General features: G+C 69.2%; 16 protein-coding genes. 2 read left to right on the top strand and 14 right to left on the bottom strand.

Going from position 1 to position 18,661, the window contains the following annotated elements:
* From secD to pgsA, 12 genes are all read right to left on the bottom strand, one after another.
* On the bottom strand, positions 1-1,755 hold the full coding sequence (secD, locus tag ACFYO0_RS17800; protein ID WP_388676289.1) for a protein translocase subunit SecD: 1,755 nt from the start codon (positions 1,753-1,755) through the stop codon (positions 1-3).
* Between the two features lie 141 nt (positions 1,756-1,896).
* A complete protein-coding gene (gene yajC, locus ACFYO0_RS17795) occupies positions 1,897-2,382 on the bottom strand; it encodes a preprotein translocase subunit YajC (protein WP_388676285.1) in 486 nt (161 codons plus the stop codon).
* A gap of 166 nt (positions 2,383-2,548) precedes the next feature.
* On the bottom strand, positions 2,549-3,619 hold the full coding sequence (ruvB, locus tag ACFYO0_RS17790) for a Holliday junction branch migration DNA helicase RuvB (protein ID WP_388676283.1): 1,071 nt from the start codon (positions 3,617-3,619) through the stop codon (positions 2,549-2,551).
* Between the two features lie 165 nt (positions 3,620-3,784).
* Positions 3,785-4,396 (bottom strand): Holliday junction branch migration protein RuvA, encoded by a 612-nt coding sequence (gene ruvA / locus ACFYO0_RS17785; RefSeq protein WP_388676280.1) that lies wholly within the window; start codon positions 4,394-4,396, stop codon positions 3,785-3,787.
* The gene (ruvC, locus tag ACFYO0_RS17780; RefSeq protein ID WP_388676278.1) at positions 4,393-4,977 is read right to left on the bottom strand and encodes a crossover junction endodeoxyribonuclease RuvC; all 585 of its coding nucleotides are present in this window, start codon (positions 4,975-4,977) and stop codon (positions 4,393-4,395) included. The genes ruvA and ruvC overlap by 4 nt, the downstream gene beginning before the upstream one ends.
* A 167-nt stretch (positions 4,978-5,144) precedes the next feature.
* Positions 5,145-5,897 carry a YebC/PmpR family DNA-binding transcriptional regulator gene (locus ACFYO0_RS17775; protein ID WP_033324912.1) on the bottom strand — a complete coding sequence of 251 codons (753 nt, stop codon included), beginning with the start codon at positions 5,895-5,897 and terminating at the stop codon, positions 5,145-5,147.
* Positions 5,898-5,945: 48 nt separating this feature from the next.
* The gene (pdxT, locus tag ACFYO0_RS17770) at positions 5,946-6,554 is read right to left on the bottom strand and encodes a pyridoxal 5'-phosphate synthase glutaminase subunit PdxT (protein ID WP_388676275.1); all 609 of its coding nucleotides are present in this window, start codon (positions 6,552-6,554) and stop codon (positions 5,946-5,948) included.
* Between the two features lie 6 nt (positions 6,555-6,560).
* Entirely contained in the window at positions 6,561-7,475 is a 915-nt protein-coding gene (gene pdxS / locus ACFYO0_RS17765; protein ID WP_344388052.1) for a pyridoxal 5'-phosphate synthase lyase subunit PdxS, read from the bottom strand.
* 277 nt (positions 7,476-7,752) lie between these two features.
* On the bottom strand, positions 7,753-8,295 hold the full coding sequence (locus ACFYO0_RS17760; protein ID WP_388676272.1) for a hypothetical protein: 543 nt from the start codon (positions 8,293-8,295) through the stop codon (positions 7,753-7,755).
* Positions 8,296-8,667: 372 nt separating this feature from the next.
* Positions 8,668-9,828 carry a glycosyltransferase family 4 protein gene (locus tag ACFYO0_RS17755; RefSeq protein ID WP_388676269.1) on the bottom strand — a complete coding sequence of 387 codons (1,161 nt, stop codon included), beginning with the start codon at positions 9,826-9,828 and terminating at the stop codon, positions 8,668-8,670.
* Positions 9,825-10,748 carry a phosphatidylinositol mannoside acyltransferase gene (locus ACFYO0_RS17750; RefSeq protein WP_388676266.1) on the bottom strand — a complete coding sequence of 308 codons (924 nt, stop codon included), beginning with the start codon at positions 10,746-10,748 and terminating at the stop codon, positions 9,825-9,827. The genes ACFYO0_RS17755 and ACFYO0_RS17750 overlap by 4 nt, the downstream gene beginning before the upstream one ends.
* The gene (gene pgsA, locus ACFYO0_RS17745; RefSeq protein ID WP_388676597.1) at positions 10,745-11,566 is read right to left on the bottom strand and encodes a phosphatidylinositol phosphate synthase; all 822 of its coding nucleotides are present in this window, start codon (positions 11,564-11,566) and stop codon (positions 10,745-10,747) included. Before pgsA ends, ACFYO0_RS17750 begins: the two co-directional genes overlap by 4 nt.
* Before the next feature lie 193 nt (positions 11,567-11,759).
* On the opposite strand from pgsA, the gene ACFYO0_RS17740 reads away from it, so the two are divergent.
* A complete protein-coding gene (locus ACFYO0_RS17740) occupies positions 11,760-13,958 on the top strand; it encodes an elongation factor G-like protein EF-G2 (protein WP_388676263.1) in 2,199 nt (732 codons plus the stop codon).
* Between the two features lie 169 nt (positions 13,959-14,127).
* Positions 14,128-15,789, top strand: coding sequence for a hypothetical protein (locus ACFYO0_RS17735; RefSeq protein WP_388676260.1), 1,662 nt, complete (start codon positions 14,128-14,130; stop codon positions 15,787-15,789).
* A gap of 151 nt (positions 15,790-15,940) precedes the next feature.
* Here ACFYO0_RS17735 and ACFYO0_RS17730 read toward each other — a convergent pair whose 3' ends face one another.
* The gene (locus tag ACFYO0_RS17730) at positions 15,941-16,504 is read right to left on the bottom strand and encodes an HIT family protein (protein ID WP_386346952.1); all 564 of its coding nucleotides are present in this window, start codon (positions 16,502-16,504) and stop codon (positions 15,941-15,943) included.
* Positions 16,505-16,582: 78 nt separating this feature from the next.
* On the bottom strand, positions 16,583-18,559 hold the full coding sequence (gene thrS / locus ACFYO0_RS17725) for a threonine--tRNA ligase (RefSeq protein ID WP_388676257.1): 1,977 nt from the start codon (positions 18,557-18,559) through the stop codon (positions 16,583-16,585).
* Positions 18,560-18,661 lie beyond the last annotated feature (102 nt).

Raw genomic sequence — 18,661 nt, 5'->3', positions numbered from 1 at the left:
TCACGCCTCCTTCGGGTCGACGGGAGCGGATACGCGGCGGGAACGGCGCAGCGGTGGCTTGGCGCCGAGGCGCTTCGGGTCCAGGCCGGACCAGCTGTGGCCGCTCGCGAAGAACTTCTTGCGGGCGAGGATCGTCATCAGCGGCTTGGTGAAGAAGAAGACCACGACCACGTCCAGGACGGTGGTCAGCCCCAGCGTGAACGCGAAGCCCTGGACCTTGCCGACGGTGACGATGAAGAGCACCGCGGCGGCGAGGAACGACACGAAGTCGGAGACCAGGATGGTGCGCCGGGCGCGCGGCCAGCCCCGTTCGACGGCGGGCCGCAGCGTACGGCCCTCACGGACTTCGTCACGGATGCGTTCGAAGAACACGATGAACGAGTCCGCGGTGATACCGATCGCGACGATCGCCCCGCAGACCGCCGGCAGGTTCAGCGCGAAGCCGATGGCCGGACCGAGCAGCGACATGATCACGTATGTCATGACCGCCGAGACCAGCAGTGAGGTGATGGCGATCAGCGACAGACCGCGGTAGTAGAGCAGCAGGTAGATGATGACCAGGGCGAGGCCGATGGCGCCGGCGATCAGACCGGCCTCCAGTTGCTCGCCGCCGAGCGCGGCGTCGACCGTGGTGACGCTCGCCTCCTTGAAGGTGAGCGGGAGGGCGCCGTAGGACAGGACGTTCGCCAGGTCCTCGGCGGACTGCTGGGTGAAGCCGCCGGAGATCTGGGCGGATCCGCCGGTGATCGCCGAGTTGACCGACGGAGCCGAGACGATCTCGCCGTCGAGGACGATGGCGAACTGGTTCTGGGGCGGCGCCTGGCCGACCAGCTTGCCGGTGACATCGGCGAACTGATCCGAACCCTTGTTGTCGAACTTCATCTGGACGATCCAGCCCTCGCCGGTCGTCGTCGCGAACACGGCGCTGGCGTCCTCGACCCGCTCGCCGTTCACGGCGACCGGACCGAGCGCGTACTTGTACTGGGACTCCGGGTCGCAGGCGACGATGGTTTCGGAGTCCTTGGCCTGGCTGGCCTTCTCACTTGCCGCCGCACGGCCCTTCGCGGTGGAACAGTCAAGCGCGTCCAGCTGCTTCTGCACGTCGGCGGCAGCGGCCTCGCCGGAGGGGTCGGCAGGCGGGGAAGCATTGCCGCTGGGCGTCGTGGAGGGGCTCGGGGAGGCCTTCTTCGCGTCATCCTTGGCGGCGAGGCCCTCCGTCACCGCGCGGCCCTGGGTGGTGGCAGTGGCAGAGGGAGTCGACGAGGGAGACTTCCCGGAGGCAGAAGGTGACGCGGAGTTCCCGGAAGGGCTGGGTGACGGGGAAGCGCCGGGGTCCGTCGCACCACCCGTCGGCGCCCCGGTCAGAACCGGGCGGAAGTAGAGCTTGGCGGTGGTGCCGACCTGCTCCCGGGCCTGCGCCGAGTTCGTGCCCTTGGGGATGTTGACGATGATGTTCTTGTCGCCCTGGGTCTGGACCTCCGCCTCGGAGACGCCCAGGCCGTTGACGCGACGCTCCATGATGCCGACCGCGGTCTTCATGTTGGTCGGGTTGATCGCGTTCTTCTGACCGGGCTCGTTCTGCGCCTCAAGCGTGATGCTCGTGCCGCCGGCGAGGTCGATGCCGAGGCGCGGCGTCGTGTGCCCGGAGGCGAACATGCCACCGGTGAGCGCCACGATCGCGATCAGCATCAGGGCCAGAGTGCGACCCGGCCTCCCCTGGGCGCTCTGCTTTCGGCCCTTCTTAGGTGCTGCCACCTTCTCGTTCTCCCTCGTTGTCCGCCCGGCGACGGGGCACCTGCGCGGACGGCCGATAAATGGTGTCGAGATTCCCCGCGAAACAACATGACCCGGGGACCGCGGTGCGCGAACGGCGCACTCCGCGGTCCCCGGTCATGACTACTTCGCGTCGGACTCGCCGTCGGACTTCTTCAGCTCTGCGTCATCGGCCTTCTTCGGCTCCTCGTCGGCGGTCTCGTCGGCCGCCTCCTTCTTGCCGAGGTCGATGGGCTGGTCGTCGGAAGAGTCGGCGGGCTCGTCGGTCTCGGTGAGGGAGGAGGCATCGTCCGGGACGACGGCTTCGTCGGTCTTCAGGTCGTGCTCGACGCCGTGGACGATGCGGTTGTACTCGTCGTCGCTGAGGACGGCACCGATGGCGTTCTTGGCGAAGAGCAGGTCGACTCCCGGGCCTGCGTCAACGAGGACCGTGTCGTCGTTGACCTCCTTCACCGTCGCGTACATGCCGCCGATCGTGCGGACGCCGGAGCCTGGCTGCATTTCGTTGCGCATCTGCGCAGCGGCTTGCTGCTTCTTCTTGGCCGACCGGGTCATCAGGAACATGGCCCCGATGAGCACGATGAACGGGAGGAGGGTCACGAGACTCACGGGTCGGAACTTCCTTCATTCGACCGCGATGCTGTGCGGCCTGATGGATGGGGGTATATGTGCGCCGCCGACAAAGGCGGCATCGGCGGAGTCTAAGCGAGTCCGCACTCAAGGAACAACGCCCAGCATTGCACCGTGGTTCCTGGTCCGGCGAGTCTGCGCCCCCTCACGCCCCGAACAGGTCCTGTTGTCCGTTTCCACCAGCGGAAGGCCCGGGCCGGCTGAGGCCGAAATGCGCCCATGCGGCCGGTGTGGCGACGCGGCCGCGGGGGGTGCGGGCCAGCAGTCCCTCGCGTACGAGGAAGGGCTCGGCGACCTCTTCGACCGTTTCGCGCTCCTCCCCCACGGCCACGGCGAGCGTGGACAGGCCGACCGGTCCGCCGGCGAAGAGCTTGAGCAGGGCTTCGAGGACGGCGCGGTCGAGGCGGTCGAGACCTCGGTCGTCCACCTCGTACACGGCGAGGGCCGCCGCGGCGATGTCCCGGGTGATGACGCCGTCGGCCTTGACCTGGGCGTAGTCGCGCACGCGGCGCAGCAGGCGGTTGGCGATACGGGGCGTCCCCCGGGAACGGCCGGCGATCTCGGCGGCTCCCTCGGCACCGATCTCGACGTCGAGCAGGTGCGCGGAACGGTGGATGACGCGCTCCAGTTCGGCGGGCTCGTAGAACTCCATGTGCGCGGTGAAGCCGAAGCGGTCGCGCAGCGGGGGCGGCAGCAGTCCCGCGCGCGTGGTCGCGCCGACCAGGGTGAAGGGCGGCAGTTCGAGCGGGATGGCGGTGGCTCCGGGGCCCTTGCCGACGATGACGTCGACGCGGAAGTCCTCCATCGCCATGTAGAGCATCTCCTCGGCGGGCCGCGACATGCGGTGGATCTCGTCGAGGAAGAGGACCTCGCCCTCCTGGAGGGAGGACAGGATCGCGGCCAGGTCCCCCGCGTGCTGGATGGCGGGGCCGCTGGTGATGCGGATCGGGGCCTCCATCTCGGCCGCGATGATCATCGAGAGGGTGGTCTTCCCGAGGCCGGGAGCCCCGGAGAGCAGTACGTGGTCGGCCGTGGCGCCACGCGCGCGTGCCGCGCGCAGGACGAGGTCGAGCTGCTCGCGGACCTTCTCCTGGCCGATGAACTCGTCCAGGTCCTTGGGGCGCAGTGCCGCCTCGACGGCCTGGTCCTCGCGGTCGGCGGACGCGCCGACGAGCCGCTCGGCGGCGCTCTCGTCGGTCGGGTCGTCCCAGTTCACTGAAGTTCACCTCGCAGGGGCATGCCGGGGACGTCGTCCGGCCGGGGGTCCGGCCCGCGGCGGAGCCGCTGTGGGGCACGGTGCCCTCCGGGAAGATGCAGCATTACGTGTGCCTCGGTCTCGTCGTTCGTACGGGCGTGCGTGCCTCTTCGGGGAACTCGCCTGCTAGCGCGCCCTGTTGAGGCTCTGCAGGGCGGCCTTCAGCAACTGGCCCACCTGGGGAGCCCCTTCGGACGCCTCCGCCTGCGGCGCGACGGCCGAGACCGCCTCGTCGGCCTCCCTTGTCGGGTACCCGAGTCCGATGAGCGCGGCGTGCAACTGCTCGCGCCAGCCGGTGGACACGGCCGTGCCAATGGCCGGGCCGCCCGTGCCGAGAGGCTCGCCGAGACGGCCCTTGAGCTCCAGGAGGAGTTTTTGGGCGCCCTTCTTGCCGATGCCCGGCACAGCGATGAGCGCTTTCTCGTCACCGGTGGAGATCGCGCGGCGCAGGTCGTCCGGGCTGTGCACGGCGAGCATCGCCTGGGCCAGCCGCGGGCCGACACCGCTCGCGGTCTGCAGCAGCTCGAAGGTCTGCCGTTCGTCGTCGTCCACGAAGCCGTACAGGGTCAGCGATTCCTCCCGTACCACGAGGGACGTGGCGAGTTTCGCCTGCTTGCCCATACGGAGCCCGGAGAGCGTGCCCGGAGTGCACTGGACGGAGATACCGATACCGCCCACTTCGACCACCGCGGAGTCGGGGGCGAGGGCGGCGACCGGGCCGCTGACGAAGGCGATCATCGGGGGGCCTTTCGGGCAAGTGACTGGGCCTGCTGCCGGGCCTGTTGGGCCCGGGCCTGGGCCTCTCGGGCCTGAGCCTGGGCCTGGGCCTGTTGCAGACGGTTGGTGGCCGGGGCGCGCCAGATGTGGCAGATGGCGAGCGCGAGGGCATCGGCGGCATCGGCGGGCTTCGGGGGTGCGTCTAGGCGCAGCAGGCGGGTGACCATGGCGCCGACTTGGGCCTTGTCGGCCCGGCCGCTGCCGGTCACGGCCGCCTTGACCTCGCTGGGGGTGTGCAGGGCTACGGGCAGTCCGCGACGGGACGCGCAGAGCATGGCGACAGCGCTGGCCTGGGCGGTGCCCATGACCGTCCGTACGTTGTGCTGGCTGAACACCCGCTCCACGGCGACGTATTCGGGCCGGTGCTCGTCGATCCACTGCTCGATGCCCTGCTCGATGGCGACGAGGCGGTGGCCGACATCGGCGTCCGAGGGCGTCCGTACGACCCCGACGCCGAGCATCGTCAAAGGGCGCCCGGCGACGCCCTCGACAACACCGACGCCGCATCGGGTCAGCCCCGGGTCCACACCCAGTACACGCATCCAGCCCCCTCTTTCGCTCACCTGTTTGTGCAGGCTATCGGCTCGTACTGACAACGCGCGGACGGGCCGTCAGGGTGGGGCGTGCGAAGCACTCCTTGGGGGGTGGTGGTCGGGCCGACGGGTTGGAGTGTCCCGTCGGCCCGTCCGAACGCCGATATGAGTCCGCGTCAGGCGGAGGCCTTCTCCATGACCTCGTCGCTGACGTCGAAGTTGGCGAAGACGTTCTGCACGTCGTCGCTGTCCTCCAGGGCGTCGATCAGCTTGAAGATTTTCTTGGCGCCCTCCTCGTCCAGCTCGACCTGCATGGTCGGGACGAAGTTGGCCTCTGCCGAGTCGTAGTCGATTCCGGCGTCCTGGAGGGCGGTGCGGACCGCGACCAGGTCGGTGGCCTCGCTGAGCACCTCGAAGGACTCGCCCAGGTCGTTGACCTCCTCGGCGCCCGCCTCGAGTACGGCACCCAGGACGTCGTCCTCGGACAGCTCGCCCTTGGGGACGATGACGACACCCTTGCGGTTGAAGAGGTACGAGACCGATCCCGGGTCGGCCATCGAGCCGCCGTTACGGGTCATGGCGACGCGTACGTCGGAGGCGGCGCGGTTGCGGTTGTCGGTGAGGCACTCGATGAGCACCGCGACACCGTTCGGACCGTAGCCCTCGTACATGATGGTCTCGTAGTCGGCGCCACCGGCCTCGAGACCACCACCGCGCTTGATCGCGGAATCGATGTTCTTGTTCGGGACCGACGACTTCTTCGCCTTCTGCACGGCGTCGTACAGCGTCGGATTGCCGTCCAGGTCCACGCCGCCCATGCGCGCCGCGACCTCGATGTTCTTGATCAGCTTCGCGAAGAGCTTGCCGCGCTTGGCGTCGATCACGGCCTTCTTGTGCTTCGTCGTGGCCCATTTAGAGTGGCCGGACATCTGCCTGTCTCCTTCGCGTAACCCATCTCTGTCCGAACGGCAGAGATCCTACAAGGACTCCGCTGTACGGTCCGCGCGCACCATGTCGACAAACAGACCGTGCACGCGGTGATCGCCGGTCAGTTCCGGGTGGAACGACGTGGCGAGCGCGTTGCCCTGGCGTACGGCGACGATGTGGCCGTCGTGCTCGGCGAGCACCTCGGCCTCGGCTCCGACGGACTCGACCCAGGGGGCGCGGATGAAAACGCCCTCTACAGGATCGCCTTCAACGCCCTTCACGTCGACGGCCGCCTCGAAGGATTCGTTCTGTCGTCCGAAGGCGTTGCGGCGCACGATCATGTCGATGCCGCCGATGGTCTCCTGGCCCGACCGCGGGTCGAGGATCTTGTCGGCGAGCATGATCATGCCGGCGCAGGTGCCGTAGACGGGCAATCCGGCCCGCACGCGCGCCCGGAGGGGCTCCATCACTCCGAAGAGGACGGCCAGCTTGGAGATGGTGGTGGACTCGCCGCCGGGAATGATCAGGCCGTCGACCTCGGCGAGTTCCTCGGGGCGCCGCACCGCCCTGGCCTCGGCATCGGCCGCGGACAGGGCGATGAGGTGCTCCCGTACGTCGCCCTGAAGGGCCAGGACGCCTATGACGGGTGCCTCAGTCATGGGTGCTTACCAGCCGCGGTTCGCGTAGCGCTCGGCCTCGGGGAGGGTGTCGCAGTTGATGCCGACCATGGCCTCGCCCAGGTTGCGGGAGGCGTCCGCGATGATCTTGGGGTCGTCGTAGAAGGTGGTGGCCTTCACGATGGCGGCGGCGCGCTTGGCGGGGTCGCCCGACTTGAAGATGCCGGAGCCCACGAAGACGCCTTCGGCGCCGAGCTGGCGCATCAGGGCGGCGTCGGCGGGGGTGGCGACGCCACCGGCCGAGAACAGCACCACCGGGAGCTTGCCGAGTGCGGCGACCTCCTTGACGAGTTCGTACGGGGCGCGGAGGTCCTTGGCGGCGGCGTACAGCTCGTTGTTGTCGTAGCCCTTGAGGCGGGCGATCTCGTTCTTGATCTGGCGCAGGTGACGTACGGCCTCGACGACGTTGCCCGTGCCGGCCTCGCCCTTGGAGCGGATCATGGCCGCGCCCTCGGCTATGCGGCGCAGGGCCTCGCCGAGGTTGGTGGCGCCGCAGACGAACGGCGTGGTGAAGGCCCACTTGTCGGAGTGGTTGACCTCGTCGGCCGGGGTGAGGACCTCGGACTCGTCGATGTAGTCGACGCCGAGGGACTGCAGGACCTGGGCCTCCACGAAGTGGCCGATCCGCGACTTGGCCATCACCGGGATGGACACGGCCTCGATGATGCCCTCGATCATGTCCGGGTCGGACATGCGGGCCACGCCGCCGTCCTTGCGGATGTCCGCCGGGACCCGCTCCAGGGCCATGACGGCGACGGCGCCCGCGTCCTCGGCGATCTTCGCCTGCTCCGGCGTGACGACGTCCATGATCACACCGCCCTTGAGCTGCTCGGCCATACCGCGCTTCACGCGCGCGGTGCCGGTTTCGGGGGCCTGGGCGGAGTTGGAGAGCGTGCTCGACACGGGTTGACCTCACTCGCTGAAAGAGGGTTTCTGCAAACACCGAGGAAACGCGAGGGGACCAGGCCACTGCAAGGGCCAATGGGGAGCCCGTGGCATGATTTCGCCCTCACCGCCCCTACCCGTCCCCTCCCGGAGCTCTGCCCCGGGCCCCGCTGAGGGCTGCGCCCCGGACCCTCATCGGCCTGACGGCCTCGTCCTCAAACGCGGGCGGGCTGAGAAGCAGCCCCCTCGGGACGGGTAGGGGCGGCGGGGCGAAACCCAGGTGCCCGGCCCTCGCCTAGGCCGAGCGATCGGCCAAGGCCGCCGGAGGCTCGTCGTCCATCTCGAAGGCCAGCGGGAACGGTGCGTGGCCGGCCAGCCGGAACCAGCGGACCTTGCGGTGGCGGCGCAGGGCGCGGGCGGCGCGTACGGCGTCGTTGTGGAAGCGGCGGGCCATCGGCACCCGGCGTACCGCCTGGGCGAGCTCCTCGGCGGCCTCCTCGCCGCCGGGGGCCTCGCGTACCGCCTCGACCTGCTGTGCCTCCCCGAAGACGGCCCGCAGGGCCTGGCTGAGGTCGCTCTCGGCGACTTCCCGCTGCTCCTCCTCGGCCTGCCGGGCCGCGTGCGCCGCTTCGTAGAGCACGATCGAGGCGGCCGGATCGAGCACTCCGGCGGTGGCCAGTTCCTGTGCGACCGACGCACGCCGCAGGAGTTGTGCGTCGAGAGCGGCGCGCGCGGCATCGATCCGGGCGTGCAGCCGGTCGAGTCGGCCCGCGGTCCAGCTCAAGTAGAGTCCGATCGCCACAAGGGCGACCGCGATCCAGATCAGGGTGGAGGTCACGGGCGCACAGGCTACCGGTGCGGGACCAGGCCTCCTGCGCGGCCCGGGGCCGCACCCGGATCAATGGGATCAGCCGAGTGCGTCACCCGTCCCGACCACTGCGAAGCGCATGGTGATCGTGTCCTCCGGCACGGCCTCCACCAGGCAGACCGGCCTCTCCCCCGATCCATCCGCGCCACCGCGTACAGCCGGATGCGCTCCTGAGGCGTGTGAGCGGGAAACGTCGCCCATCCCTGACGGGCCGGCTGCGCGCCGATCTCGGCGGCGAACACCGACCGGGCCCACACAGCTCCTCCTCGTCCGTCAGAGGCGTCGTGGCGCCCTCCTGGGGCACTTCCCGCACGTTGCGCAGTCCCGCACCAGACGCCCCTCTCAGTCCCGCGCCAGCCCGAACCGCGCCCGCAACCCGCTGCGTTCGTCGGCGGCGACCGCGGCGGCTCCGTCCGTGACCGTCTCGTACACGGAGAGGATGTCCGCCCCGACCGTCGACCAGTCGAAGCGCCGGACATGCGTGCTGCCCCGCTTACGCAACTCCGCGCGGCGCCCGGAGTCGGCAAGCAGCCGTACCGCGGAGGCCGCCAGCGCGTCCGCGTCCTCGTTGGCGAACAGTTCGCCCGCCGCGCCCTGGTCGAGGACCTGCGCGAAGGCGTCGAGGTCGGAGGCGAGGACGGGCGCGCCCGCCGACATGGCCTCGACGAGGATGATCCCGAAGCTCTCCCCGCCGGTGTTGGGGGCGACGTACAGGTCGACGCTGCGGAGGAACCGCGCTTTGTCCTGGTCGCTGATCATGCCGAGGAACTCGACGCGTCCGCGCAGTTCCTTGGGGAGCGACTCGACGGCCTCCTTCTCGTCACCGCGGCCGGCCACCAGGAGACGCGTCCCCGGCCGTTCGGCGAGGATCTTCGGGAGGGCCTTCATGAGGACGGGCAGACCCTTGCGGGGCTCGTCGATGCGGCCGATGAAGCCGATCGTCTCCCCCTGCCACTCGGCCTTGGGCTCGGCCTTCGTGAAGAAGCCGACGTCCACGCCGTTCGGGATGACGACCGCGTCGCCGCCCAGGTGCTCGACGAGCGTGCGCCGCGCGTACTCGCTCACGGCGATCCGTGCGCTGATCTTCTCCAGGGCCGCCTGGAGGATCGAGTACGCGGCGACCATCGCACGGGAGCGCGGGTTGGACGTGTGGAAGGTCGCGACGATGGGGCCCTGTGCGGCCCAGCAGGCCAGCAGGCCGAGCGACGGCGAGGCCGGCTCATGGATGTGGATCACGTCGAACGTGCCGTCGTGCAGCCAGCGCCTGACCCTCGCTGCCGACAGGAAGCCGAAGTTGAGCCGGGCCACCGACCCGTTGTACGGCACCGGAACCGCGCGGCCGGCCGACACGACGTACGGCGGCAGGGGGGTCTCGTCGTCCGCCGGGGCGAGGACGGACACCTCATGCCCCAGACGGATGAGGTGCTCGGCGAGATCGCGGATATGGAACTGGACGCCGCCCGGCACGTCCCAGGAATACGGGCAGACGATGCCGATCCTCACGGGCGCTCCCCGTCGGACGGCTCGGGGCGGGGTTCCAGGTCAGCGAGCCACAAGCGCTGCAGCATGTGCCAGTCCTCCGGATGGTCGGCGATACCCGTGGCGAAGGCGTCGGCCAGCGCCTGCGTCATGACAGACGTCTTCTCGGCCCGGGTACCTGTCTCGGGGACATCAACCGGAGGATGCACACGGCCCCGCATCATGCGCGAGTCGTCGTACCAGAGCGTCACCGGCAGCAGCAGGGCGCCGGTCTGCTGGGCGAGCAGCGCCGGGCCCGCGGGCATCCGGGTCGTCTCTCCGAAGAACTTCACCTCGACGCCGGAGGCGGACAGGTCACGGTCCGCGACCAGGCAGACCAGGCCGCCGTCGCGCAGTCGGCGGGCCAGCGTGCCGAACACGGACGCGTCGTGCGCGAGCACCTCCATGCCGAGGCCCTCGCGATAGGCGACGAAACGGTCGTACAGCGTCTCCGGCTTGAGCCGCTCGGCGACCGTGGTGAACGGGGTCTCCAGCTTGGTGGTGACCCAGGCGCCGGCGAGGTCCCAGTTGCCCAGGTGCGGCAGCGCGAGGATGACGCCCTTGCCGGATGCGAGCCCGTCGGTCAGGTAGTGCAGGTCCTGAGGGACGAAGCCGCTCGCGATGCGCTCCCTGCTCCAGGCGGGCAGCCGGAAGGACTCCATCCAGTAGCGCAGATACGAGCGCATGCCCGCCCTGGAGAGCTCGGCGAGCCGCTGGGGGGTCGCGTCGGGCACCACGCGCGCGTAGTTGGATTCCAGACGGCGTATGCCCTTGCCGCGCCGCTTCCAGGCGATGTCGGCGATGGTCCTGCCGAGCCGTACGGCCACGGGCTCGGGGAGCTTCTTGACAGTGCTCCAGCCCAGGGCGTACGCACCGTCCGTCAGCCGTTCACGCACACCGCTCACGATGTGGCCTCGCTGCTCTGTGAGCTGCTCTGTGAGCTGGTCTTTGAGCTGTTCTGCGAGCGGGCGCTGTCCGGGCCCTGTTCCTGGCCGCTGTCCTGGCCGTCCGGCCGGTCGCCTTCCTGGCCGGTCGCGGCATCCGCCTCCGCGGACTCCCTGCGCACCGTGACGACCCGCTGGATCAGCGTGACGACGCTGCCGACGGCGACGATCCACAGGGCGATGGGCAGCAGCACATGGATACCGGGTACCCCGAACGTCTCGAAGCCCGCAAGACCGGCCGCGACCAGCGAGATCACCAGGCGCTCGGCCCGCTCGACGAGGCCGTTGACCGCGACGGGCAGGCCGATCGATTCGCCACGGGCCTTGGTGTACGAGACCACCTGGCCGCTGGCAAGGCAGAAGATCGAGACGGCGCACAGGATGTTGTCGTCGCCACTGCCCGCGTACCAGAGCGCGAAGCCGCCGAAGATCGCGCTGTCGGCGACCCGGTCGAGGGTCGAGTCCAGGAAGGCGCCCCAGCGGCTGGAGCGGCCCATCTGGCGGGCCATGTTGCCGTCGACGAGGTCCGAGAAGACGAACAGCGTGATGACGATCGTGCCCCAGAAGAACTCGCCCCTGGGGAAGAAGACCAGTGCGCCCGCGACCACTCCCGCCGTGCCCAGGAGCGTGACCGTGTCGGGGCTGACGCCGCGGCGGATCAGAAACGCGGCGAACGGTGTGAGAACACGCGTGAAGAAAGCACGCGCGTACTTGTTCAGCATGGCCTTCCCGAGGGTCGGTGTGGCCGCGCGGCCCCTGCTGGCCACCGGCTGGCCCATCGTAGTCACGCGCGCGCGTGGGCGGCGGGCGGGACCCTGAGCGCACGATCCCGTCCTTTGTATGGACGTGCCGTGACGTGAGTGGAAAGCTCGAAAGGACCGCGGGCGTCACCGGAGCCGCCAACCGCACGCGGCACGCGGGTCCGCATGTCCGCGCCCACACATGACCTCACCGTGCACGGGAGGCAAGGCCATGGGCGACAAGGCGAACGCACACCCCGGAGCCGCCGGCAGGGCTACGGCGGCCGACCACCCCGCGTCCGTACGGAATGTGGTGCTGGTCGGCCACTCCGGATCGGGCAAGACGACTCTGGTGGAAGCTCTCGCGCTGACAGCGGGAGCGGTGAACAGGGCGGGCCGCGTGGAGGACGGCGGCACCGTCTCCGACTACGACGAGATCGAGCACCGGCAGCAACGGTCGGTACAGCTCTCCCTGGTGCCCGTCGAATGGGGCGGGTACAAGATCAATGTTCTGGACACTCCCGGATACGCCGACTTCGTCGGGGAGTTGAGGGCCGGTCTGCGAGCGGCGGACGCGGCCCTTTTCGTCGTCTCGGCCTCGGACGGGGTGGACGGCTCGACCCGCATGGTGTGGGAGGAGTGCGCGGCGGTCGGTATGCCGCGGGCCATCGTGATCACCCACCTCGAAGCGGCCAGAGCCGATTTCGACGAGATGACGCGGACCTGTGCGGAGGCCTTCGGTGCCGACGACCCGGACGCCGTACTGCCCCTGTATCTGCCGCTCCACGGAGCGCCGAGCCCCGACGGGCACGCGCCCGTGACGGGCCTGATCGGGCTGCTGTCGCAGAAGCTGTTCGACTACTCCTCCGGAGAGCGCAAGGAGTCCGAACCGGGTCCCGACCAGCTGCCGCTCATCGAGGAGGCCCGCAACCGGCTGATCGAGGGCATCATCTCCGAGAGCGAGGACGAGACCCTCATGGACCGCTATCTCGGCGGCGAGGAGATCGACCTGAAGACGCTGGTGGAGGACCTGGAGCGTGCTGTGGCGCGCGCGGTCTTCTTCCCGGTGGTGGCTGCCGCGCCGGCGGCGGACGGCGCCCGTCAGGGCCTGGGCACGGTCGAGCTGCTGGAGCTCATCACCGGCGGCTTCCCGACCCCACTGGAGCCCGAGGCACCCACGGTCACCACTCCGGACGGCAAACCGCGCGAGATCAAGGCCTGCGACCCGGAGGGGCCGCTGGTGGCCGAGGTCGTGAAGACGGCGAGCGACCCCTATGTGGGCCGGATCTCCCTCGTCCGCGTCTTCTCGGGCACGCTGCGGCCCGACCAGACGGTGCACGTCTCCGGGCACGGGCTGGCCGATCGCGGGCACGAGGACCACGACGTCGACGAGCGCATCGGCGCCCTGTCCGCACCGTTCGGCAAGCAGCAGCGCATCCTCACGCACGCCATCGCGGGCGATATGGCGTGCGTGGCCAAGCTGAACCGCGCGGAGACCGGTGACACGCTCTCGGCCAGGGAGGACCCGCTGCTCATGGAGCCGTGGGAGATGCCCGACCCGCTGCTGCCGCTGGCCATCCACGCGCACAGCAAGGCGGACGAGGACAAGCTCTCGCAAGGCCTGAGCCGGCTGGTCGCCGAGGACCCCACGATGCGCCTGGAACAGAACCAGGACACCCACCAGGTGGTCCTGTGGTGCCTCGGCGAGGCCCACGCCGACGTGGCCCTGGAGCGGCTGCGCAGCCGGTACGGCGTCCAGGTCGATGTCGTACCGCACAAGGTCTCCCTACGGGAGACGTTCGCGGCCAAGTCGGCCGGTCGCGGCCGGCATGTGAAGCAGTCCGGCGGGCACGGGCAGTACGCGATCTGCGAGATCGAGGTCGAGCCGCTGCCCGGCGGCTCCGGCATCGAGTTCGTCGACAAGGTCGTCGGGGGCGCCGTGCCGAGGCAGTTCATCCCGTCCGTCGAGAAGGGCGTGCGCGCCCAGGCCGCCAAGGGTGTGGCCGCGGGCTATCCGCTCATCGACGTACGGGTGACGCTGCTCGACGGCAAGGCGCACTCGGTGGACTCCTCGGACGCCGCGTTCCAGACCGCCGGCGCGCTCGCCCTGCGCGAGGCCGCCGCCGACGCGAAGATCCATCTCCTGGAGCCGGTCGCCGAAGTGACGGTCCTGGTCGGCGACGACTTCGTGGGCGCCGTGATGAGCGATCTGTCGGGGCGGCGCGGTCGGGTCGTCGGCACCGAGCAGGCGGGCGGCGGGCGGACGCTGATACGGGCCGAGGTCCCCGAGATCGAGATCGACCGGTACGCGGTCGATCTGCGCTCCCTCTCGCACGGCACCGCACGGTTCAGCCGACGTTACGCGCGGCATGAGCCGATGCCTGCGCACCTGGCCGAGAAGATCCGCGAACAGGCCCAGGACTCCCCCTAGTTGATCTCCCGTAGGGTCGGCGGACAGCTTGGGCTGTCCGCCGACGATTGTCGGTCCCGGCGGCTACTCTGAGAACCTGATCAAGGCGACGACCTGATCAACAGGTGTGCGGAGTACGGAAGTCGGGAAAAGCCGCAGGAGCGGAGCAAGGCGGCGATGGGGGCGGTCAGTGGCGGACGACGGATTCGATTTCAGGCCCGGGGCGCAGATTCCGCTCCAGGGTGCCGCGGGACAGACGGCGGCGACGTTCGCCCTGGCCTCGGCGGCGTACCGCGACGACCCCGTCGAGAAGATCCTCGAAGCCAACAGCGAGTGGCACAAGTCGACCGTCAAGCCGGGCCTCAAGTGGGCGACGATCTGCAAGCCGAACCTGGGTGAGGCCTTCGCCCGCGCCGTGCAGCTGAGGATGCTGGGCGGTGCGCGCAAGCCGCTCATCCAGTCGTTCGGCACGGAGCCGCAGGTCGTCGTCGAGCACTGCCTGGCGGCGAACCGCATCCGCAAGGAGCGGGACAGCTGGCTCACCGCCGTGATGGTGCTGACCGGGCTGATCTTCCTGCCCGGTCTGCTGGTCTGGCTGCTGGTCTTCCAGATCCGCCGGACGATCGACAAGACCACCAACAAGCGTGCCTCGGCCCTCGCCACGGCCCTTCTGATCGGTGTGGCCGCCCTCGCCGTGATCTTCCTGATCCGGATGCCGTTCACCGGCTTCTGGGCCTGGTATGCGCGCGCGGCGGTCGTCGCACCCGTCCTCGGCTGGTTCTGGGCGAGGCAGATCTGCGAGCGTACGGCGAAGGACATGCGCGAGCGCTGGGCCAGTATGCTGGCCGGCGGCGGCGTAGGCGCCAAGATCCCCGAGGCGGTGCCAGGCAGTCCCGGTGAGACCGCGGCCGAGCGGCTGCGCCAGGGGCTGGCCCGGCTCACCGCCGAGCAGCAGTCCAACTCCGTGTTCTACGCGGGCCCCAAGGGCATACTCGGCATGGGTACGCGCTGGGGCAGCTGGCATCTCGCCGAGGATCTGATGCCGGCGGACGCCGACAAGGAGATCCACCCCTTCCGCAGCTGGGACGTCATACGCTCGATCCACGATCAGCTGCGCATGCTGGAGCGCGGGCCGCTCAACACCGGTGGCTTCCCGAAGCCTTCGATACGGCACTGGGTGGTCACGCCGATCGGTGAGAACGCCGCGGAGGTGTCCCGGCCGGGGGGTACGGACGTGGACGCGTACCAGATCAAGAACCACGCCATCCAGGACATCTGCAACAAGCAGCAGTTCGGCAGCGGTGACCGGCACTACCTCGGGGTCCAGTGGACGCTCTGGGACGGCCAGTTGATCATCACGATGCTGATCACGGTGACCGTGCTGCACGAGACCTTGCGGATCGAGGTCACCGGCCATGCCCTGGGCCCTGTGCACTCCCTGTTCACCTCGAAGCCCGCGGCCAAGACGAAGGAAGTCGCCAAGACGGTCAAGTTCTGGGAGACGACGGAGCGGAAGCTGCCGCTGGTCGAGACGGACGAGGTGGTACGGCTCGCGGTGCGCGCCCCCTTCACCTGGTATCCGCCGATCCTCGACTGGCTGGGCGGCAAGCTGGTCCTCCCGGAGCCCTTCGGCCTGCGCCATGCCTGGGCCGACAAGCCCTGGCGCCACCGCTTCATGGCAGACGACGCCCTGCGCGCCGCGACACCCGTGCTCCGCGTGGTCCACGCCGCGGCCATCCGCGTCCTCGACGAGAACGGCGTGAACACCGAAAAATTCGGCACCCGCTCAGCGTTCCTGAGCACCCAGGTCCAGGACGCGGCCCCCAGCAAGGCAGACGTCTACGACGCGTAGGCCTCCGGCGGTTCAGCGGGGGTGGGGTGCCCGGAGGCAAGGATGCCCCTGTGGCGGCCGGTGGCAGCACCGCGCCCTTCAGGGGCGCGGGGAACTGCGACCAGCCACGACGACGGACCCGCGGCGTCGCACCGCGTTCCCAGCGGAGCGCTCAGGCCGCCGTAGGCCACGCCTCCGCGAGCATCTTGCGGGTGTCCGCGAGAAGTTGAGGCAGGATCCTGGTGTGCCCGACGACCGGCATGAAGTTCGTGTCGCCGCCCCACCGAGGCACGACATGCTGGTGAAGGTGCGCGGCGATCCCCGCGCCCGCGACACCACCCTGGTTCATGCCGATATTGAACCCATGCGCCCCCGACGCGGAGCGCAACGCAGCCATCGCCTGTTTCGTCAGCTCGGCGAGCTCCGCGGTCTCCTCAGCGGTCAGCTCGGTGTAGTCCGCGACGTGCCGGTACGGCACGACCATCAGGTGGCCGCCGTTGTACGGGTACAGGTTGAGCACCGCGTAGACCTGCTCACCCCGCTTGATGACGAGCCCGTCCTCGTCGGACTTGGCCGGGATCGAGCAGAACGGGCAGCCGTCGTCGGCACCAGGGCCGCTGGGCTTGTTCTCCCCCTGGATGTACGCCATCCGATGGGGCGTCCACAAGCGCTGGAACGCGTCCTGCGTCCCCACCCCGATCTGCTGCTCCGGCTCACTCGTCATGTGGTGCAGCATATGGCTTCACACACCATGCACGGCAAAGGCCCCCGGGGAAAACCCGGGGGCCAAAGCGCCGCTATGGCAGGGCCACGATCACACCTGGACCCGGCGCTCCACCACGTCCACGAGCTTCGCCAGGGCCTCGTCCCGGGGAATGCCGTTCTCCTGTGAGCCGTCGCGATAGCGGAACGACACCGTCCCCGCGTTCATGTCGTCGTCGCCGACGATGATCATGAACGGAACCTTCAGCTTCTGCTGCGTACGGATCTTCTTCTGCATCCGGTCGGACGAGGCGTCCACCTCGACCCGCAGCCCCTTCTGCTTCGCTTCGGCAGCGAACTTCTCCAGGTACTCGACGTGCGCGTCGCCCACCGGGATACCGACCGCCTGCACGGGAGCCAGCCACGCCGGGAACGCACCCGCGTAGTGCTCGAGCAGTACCGCGAAGAACCGCTCGATCGACCCGAACAGCGCGCGGTGGATCATGACCGGACGCTGCTTGGAACCGTCGGGCGAGGTGTACTCCAGCTCGAAGCGCTCCGGCAGGTTGAAGTCGAGCTGGATCGTCGACATCTGCCAGGTGCGGCCGATCGCGTCCTTGGCCTGGACGGAGATCTTCGGCCCGTAGAAGGCGGCGCCGCCCGGGTCCGGGACCAGCGGCAGGCCCTGCTTCTCGGCGACCTGGGCCAGCGTCTCGGTCGCCTCCTCCCACGCCGCGTCCGAGCCGACGAACTTCTCCGGATCCTTGGTCGACAGCTCCAGGTAGAAGTCGGTCAGACCGTAGTCCCGCAGCAGATCGAGAACGAAGGTGAGCAGCTTGTCGAGCTCCTCGGACATCTGCTCGCGCGTGCAGTAGATGTGCGCGTCGTCCTGGGTGAAGCCGCGGGCCCGGGTCAAGCCGTGCACCACACCGGACTTCTCGTAGCGATAGACCGTACCGAACTCGAAGAGCCTCAAGGGCAGTTCACGATACGACCGCCCACGCGCGTCGAAGATCAGGTTGTGCATCGGGCAGTTCATGGGCTTGAGGTAGTAGTCCACGCCCTCGTCGAGCTGCATGGGCGGGTACATACCGTCCGCGTACCAGTCCAGGTGCCCCGAGGTCTCGAAGAGCTTCCCCTTCGTCGCGTGCGGGGTGTAGACGAACTCGTAGCCCGCCTCCTCGTGGCGGCGCCGCGAGTAGTCCTCCATCACCCGACGGATGATGCCGCCCTTGGGGTGGAAGACGGCGAGGCCGGAGCCGATCTGCTCGGGGATCGAGAAGAGGTCCAGCTCGGAGCCCAGCTTGCGGTGGTCGCGCTTCTCGGCCTCGGCGAGGAACTCGAGGTGCGCCTTCAGCTCGTCCTTGGACGGCCAGGCAGTGCCGTAGATGCGCTGGAGCATGGGGTTCTTCTCGCTGCCGCGCCAGTACGCGGCGGCGTTGCGCATCAGCTTGAACGCCGGGATGTTCCGGGTGGTCGGCAGGTGCGGACCCCGGCAGAGGTCCTTCCAGCACAGGTCACCGGTCTTGGCGTCGATGTTGTCGTAGATGGTCAGCTCGCCGGCACCCACCTCGACGTCCGCGCCGTCGTCAGAGGAAGCCGAGCCCTTCAGCCCGATGAGCTCCAGCTTGTACGGCTCGGAGGCCAGCTCCTCACGCGCGGCCCCGTCGGTCACCACACGCCGCGAGAAGCGCTGGCCGCGCTTCTGGATCTCCTGCATCTTCTTCTCGATGGCCTTGAGATCCTCGGGCGTGAACGGCTTCTCCACGTCGAAGTCGTAGTAGAAGCCGTCCTTGACCGGCGGGCCGATGCCCAGTTTGGCCTCGGGGAAGAGCTCCTGCACGGCCTGGGCCATGACGTGCGCGGTGGAGTGGCGCAGGATGTTCAGACCGTCCTCGGAGGAGATCTCGACGCCCTCGACGGTCTCGCCGTCCTTCACCTCGTACGCGAGGTCCTTCAGTTCGCCGGCCACGCGTGCGGCGATGATGATGCGCTCTCCGGCGAACAGATCTGCGGCCGTAGTGCCCGTCGTCACCACGCGCTCTTCCCGCTCGGAATCGCGTTGGATGATCACACGGACGTCTGACACCGGTCTCTCCTGACTGCAAGGGGCGCGCGGATCTTTGATTACGCGCGCAATAGACAAGGGCGATCGTACCGAGCCCGGGGCACCCCTTGCGAAACGGTCAGG

Source organism: Streptomyces sp. NPDC006365, assembly GCF_042870755.1.
Taxonomy (GTDB): domain Bacteria; phylum Actinomycetota; class Actinomycetes; order Streptomycetales; family Streptomycetaceae; genus Streptomyces; species Streptomyces xiangluensis.
The sequence above is the reverse complement of the archived record's forward strand: the minus strand, read 5'-3'. Positions and strand labels throughout refer to the sequence as shown.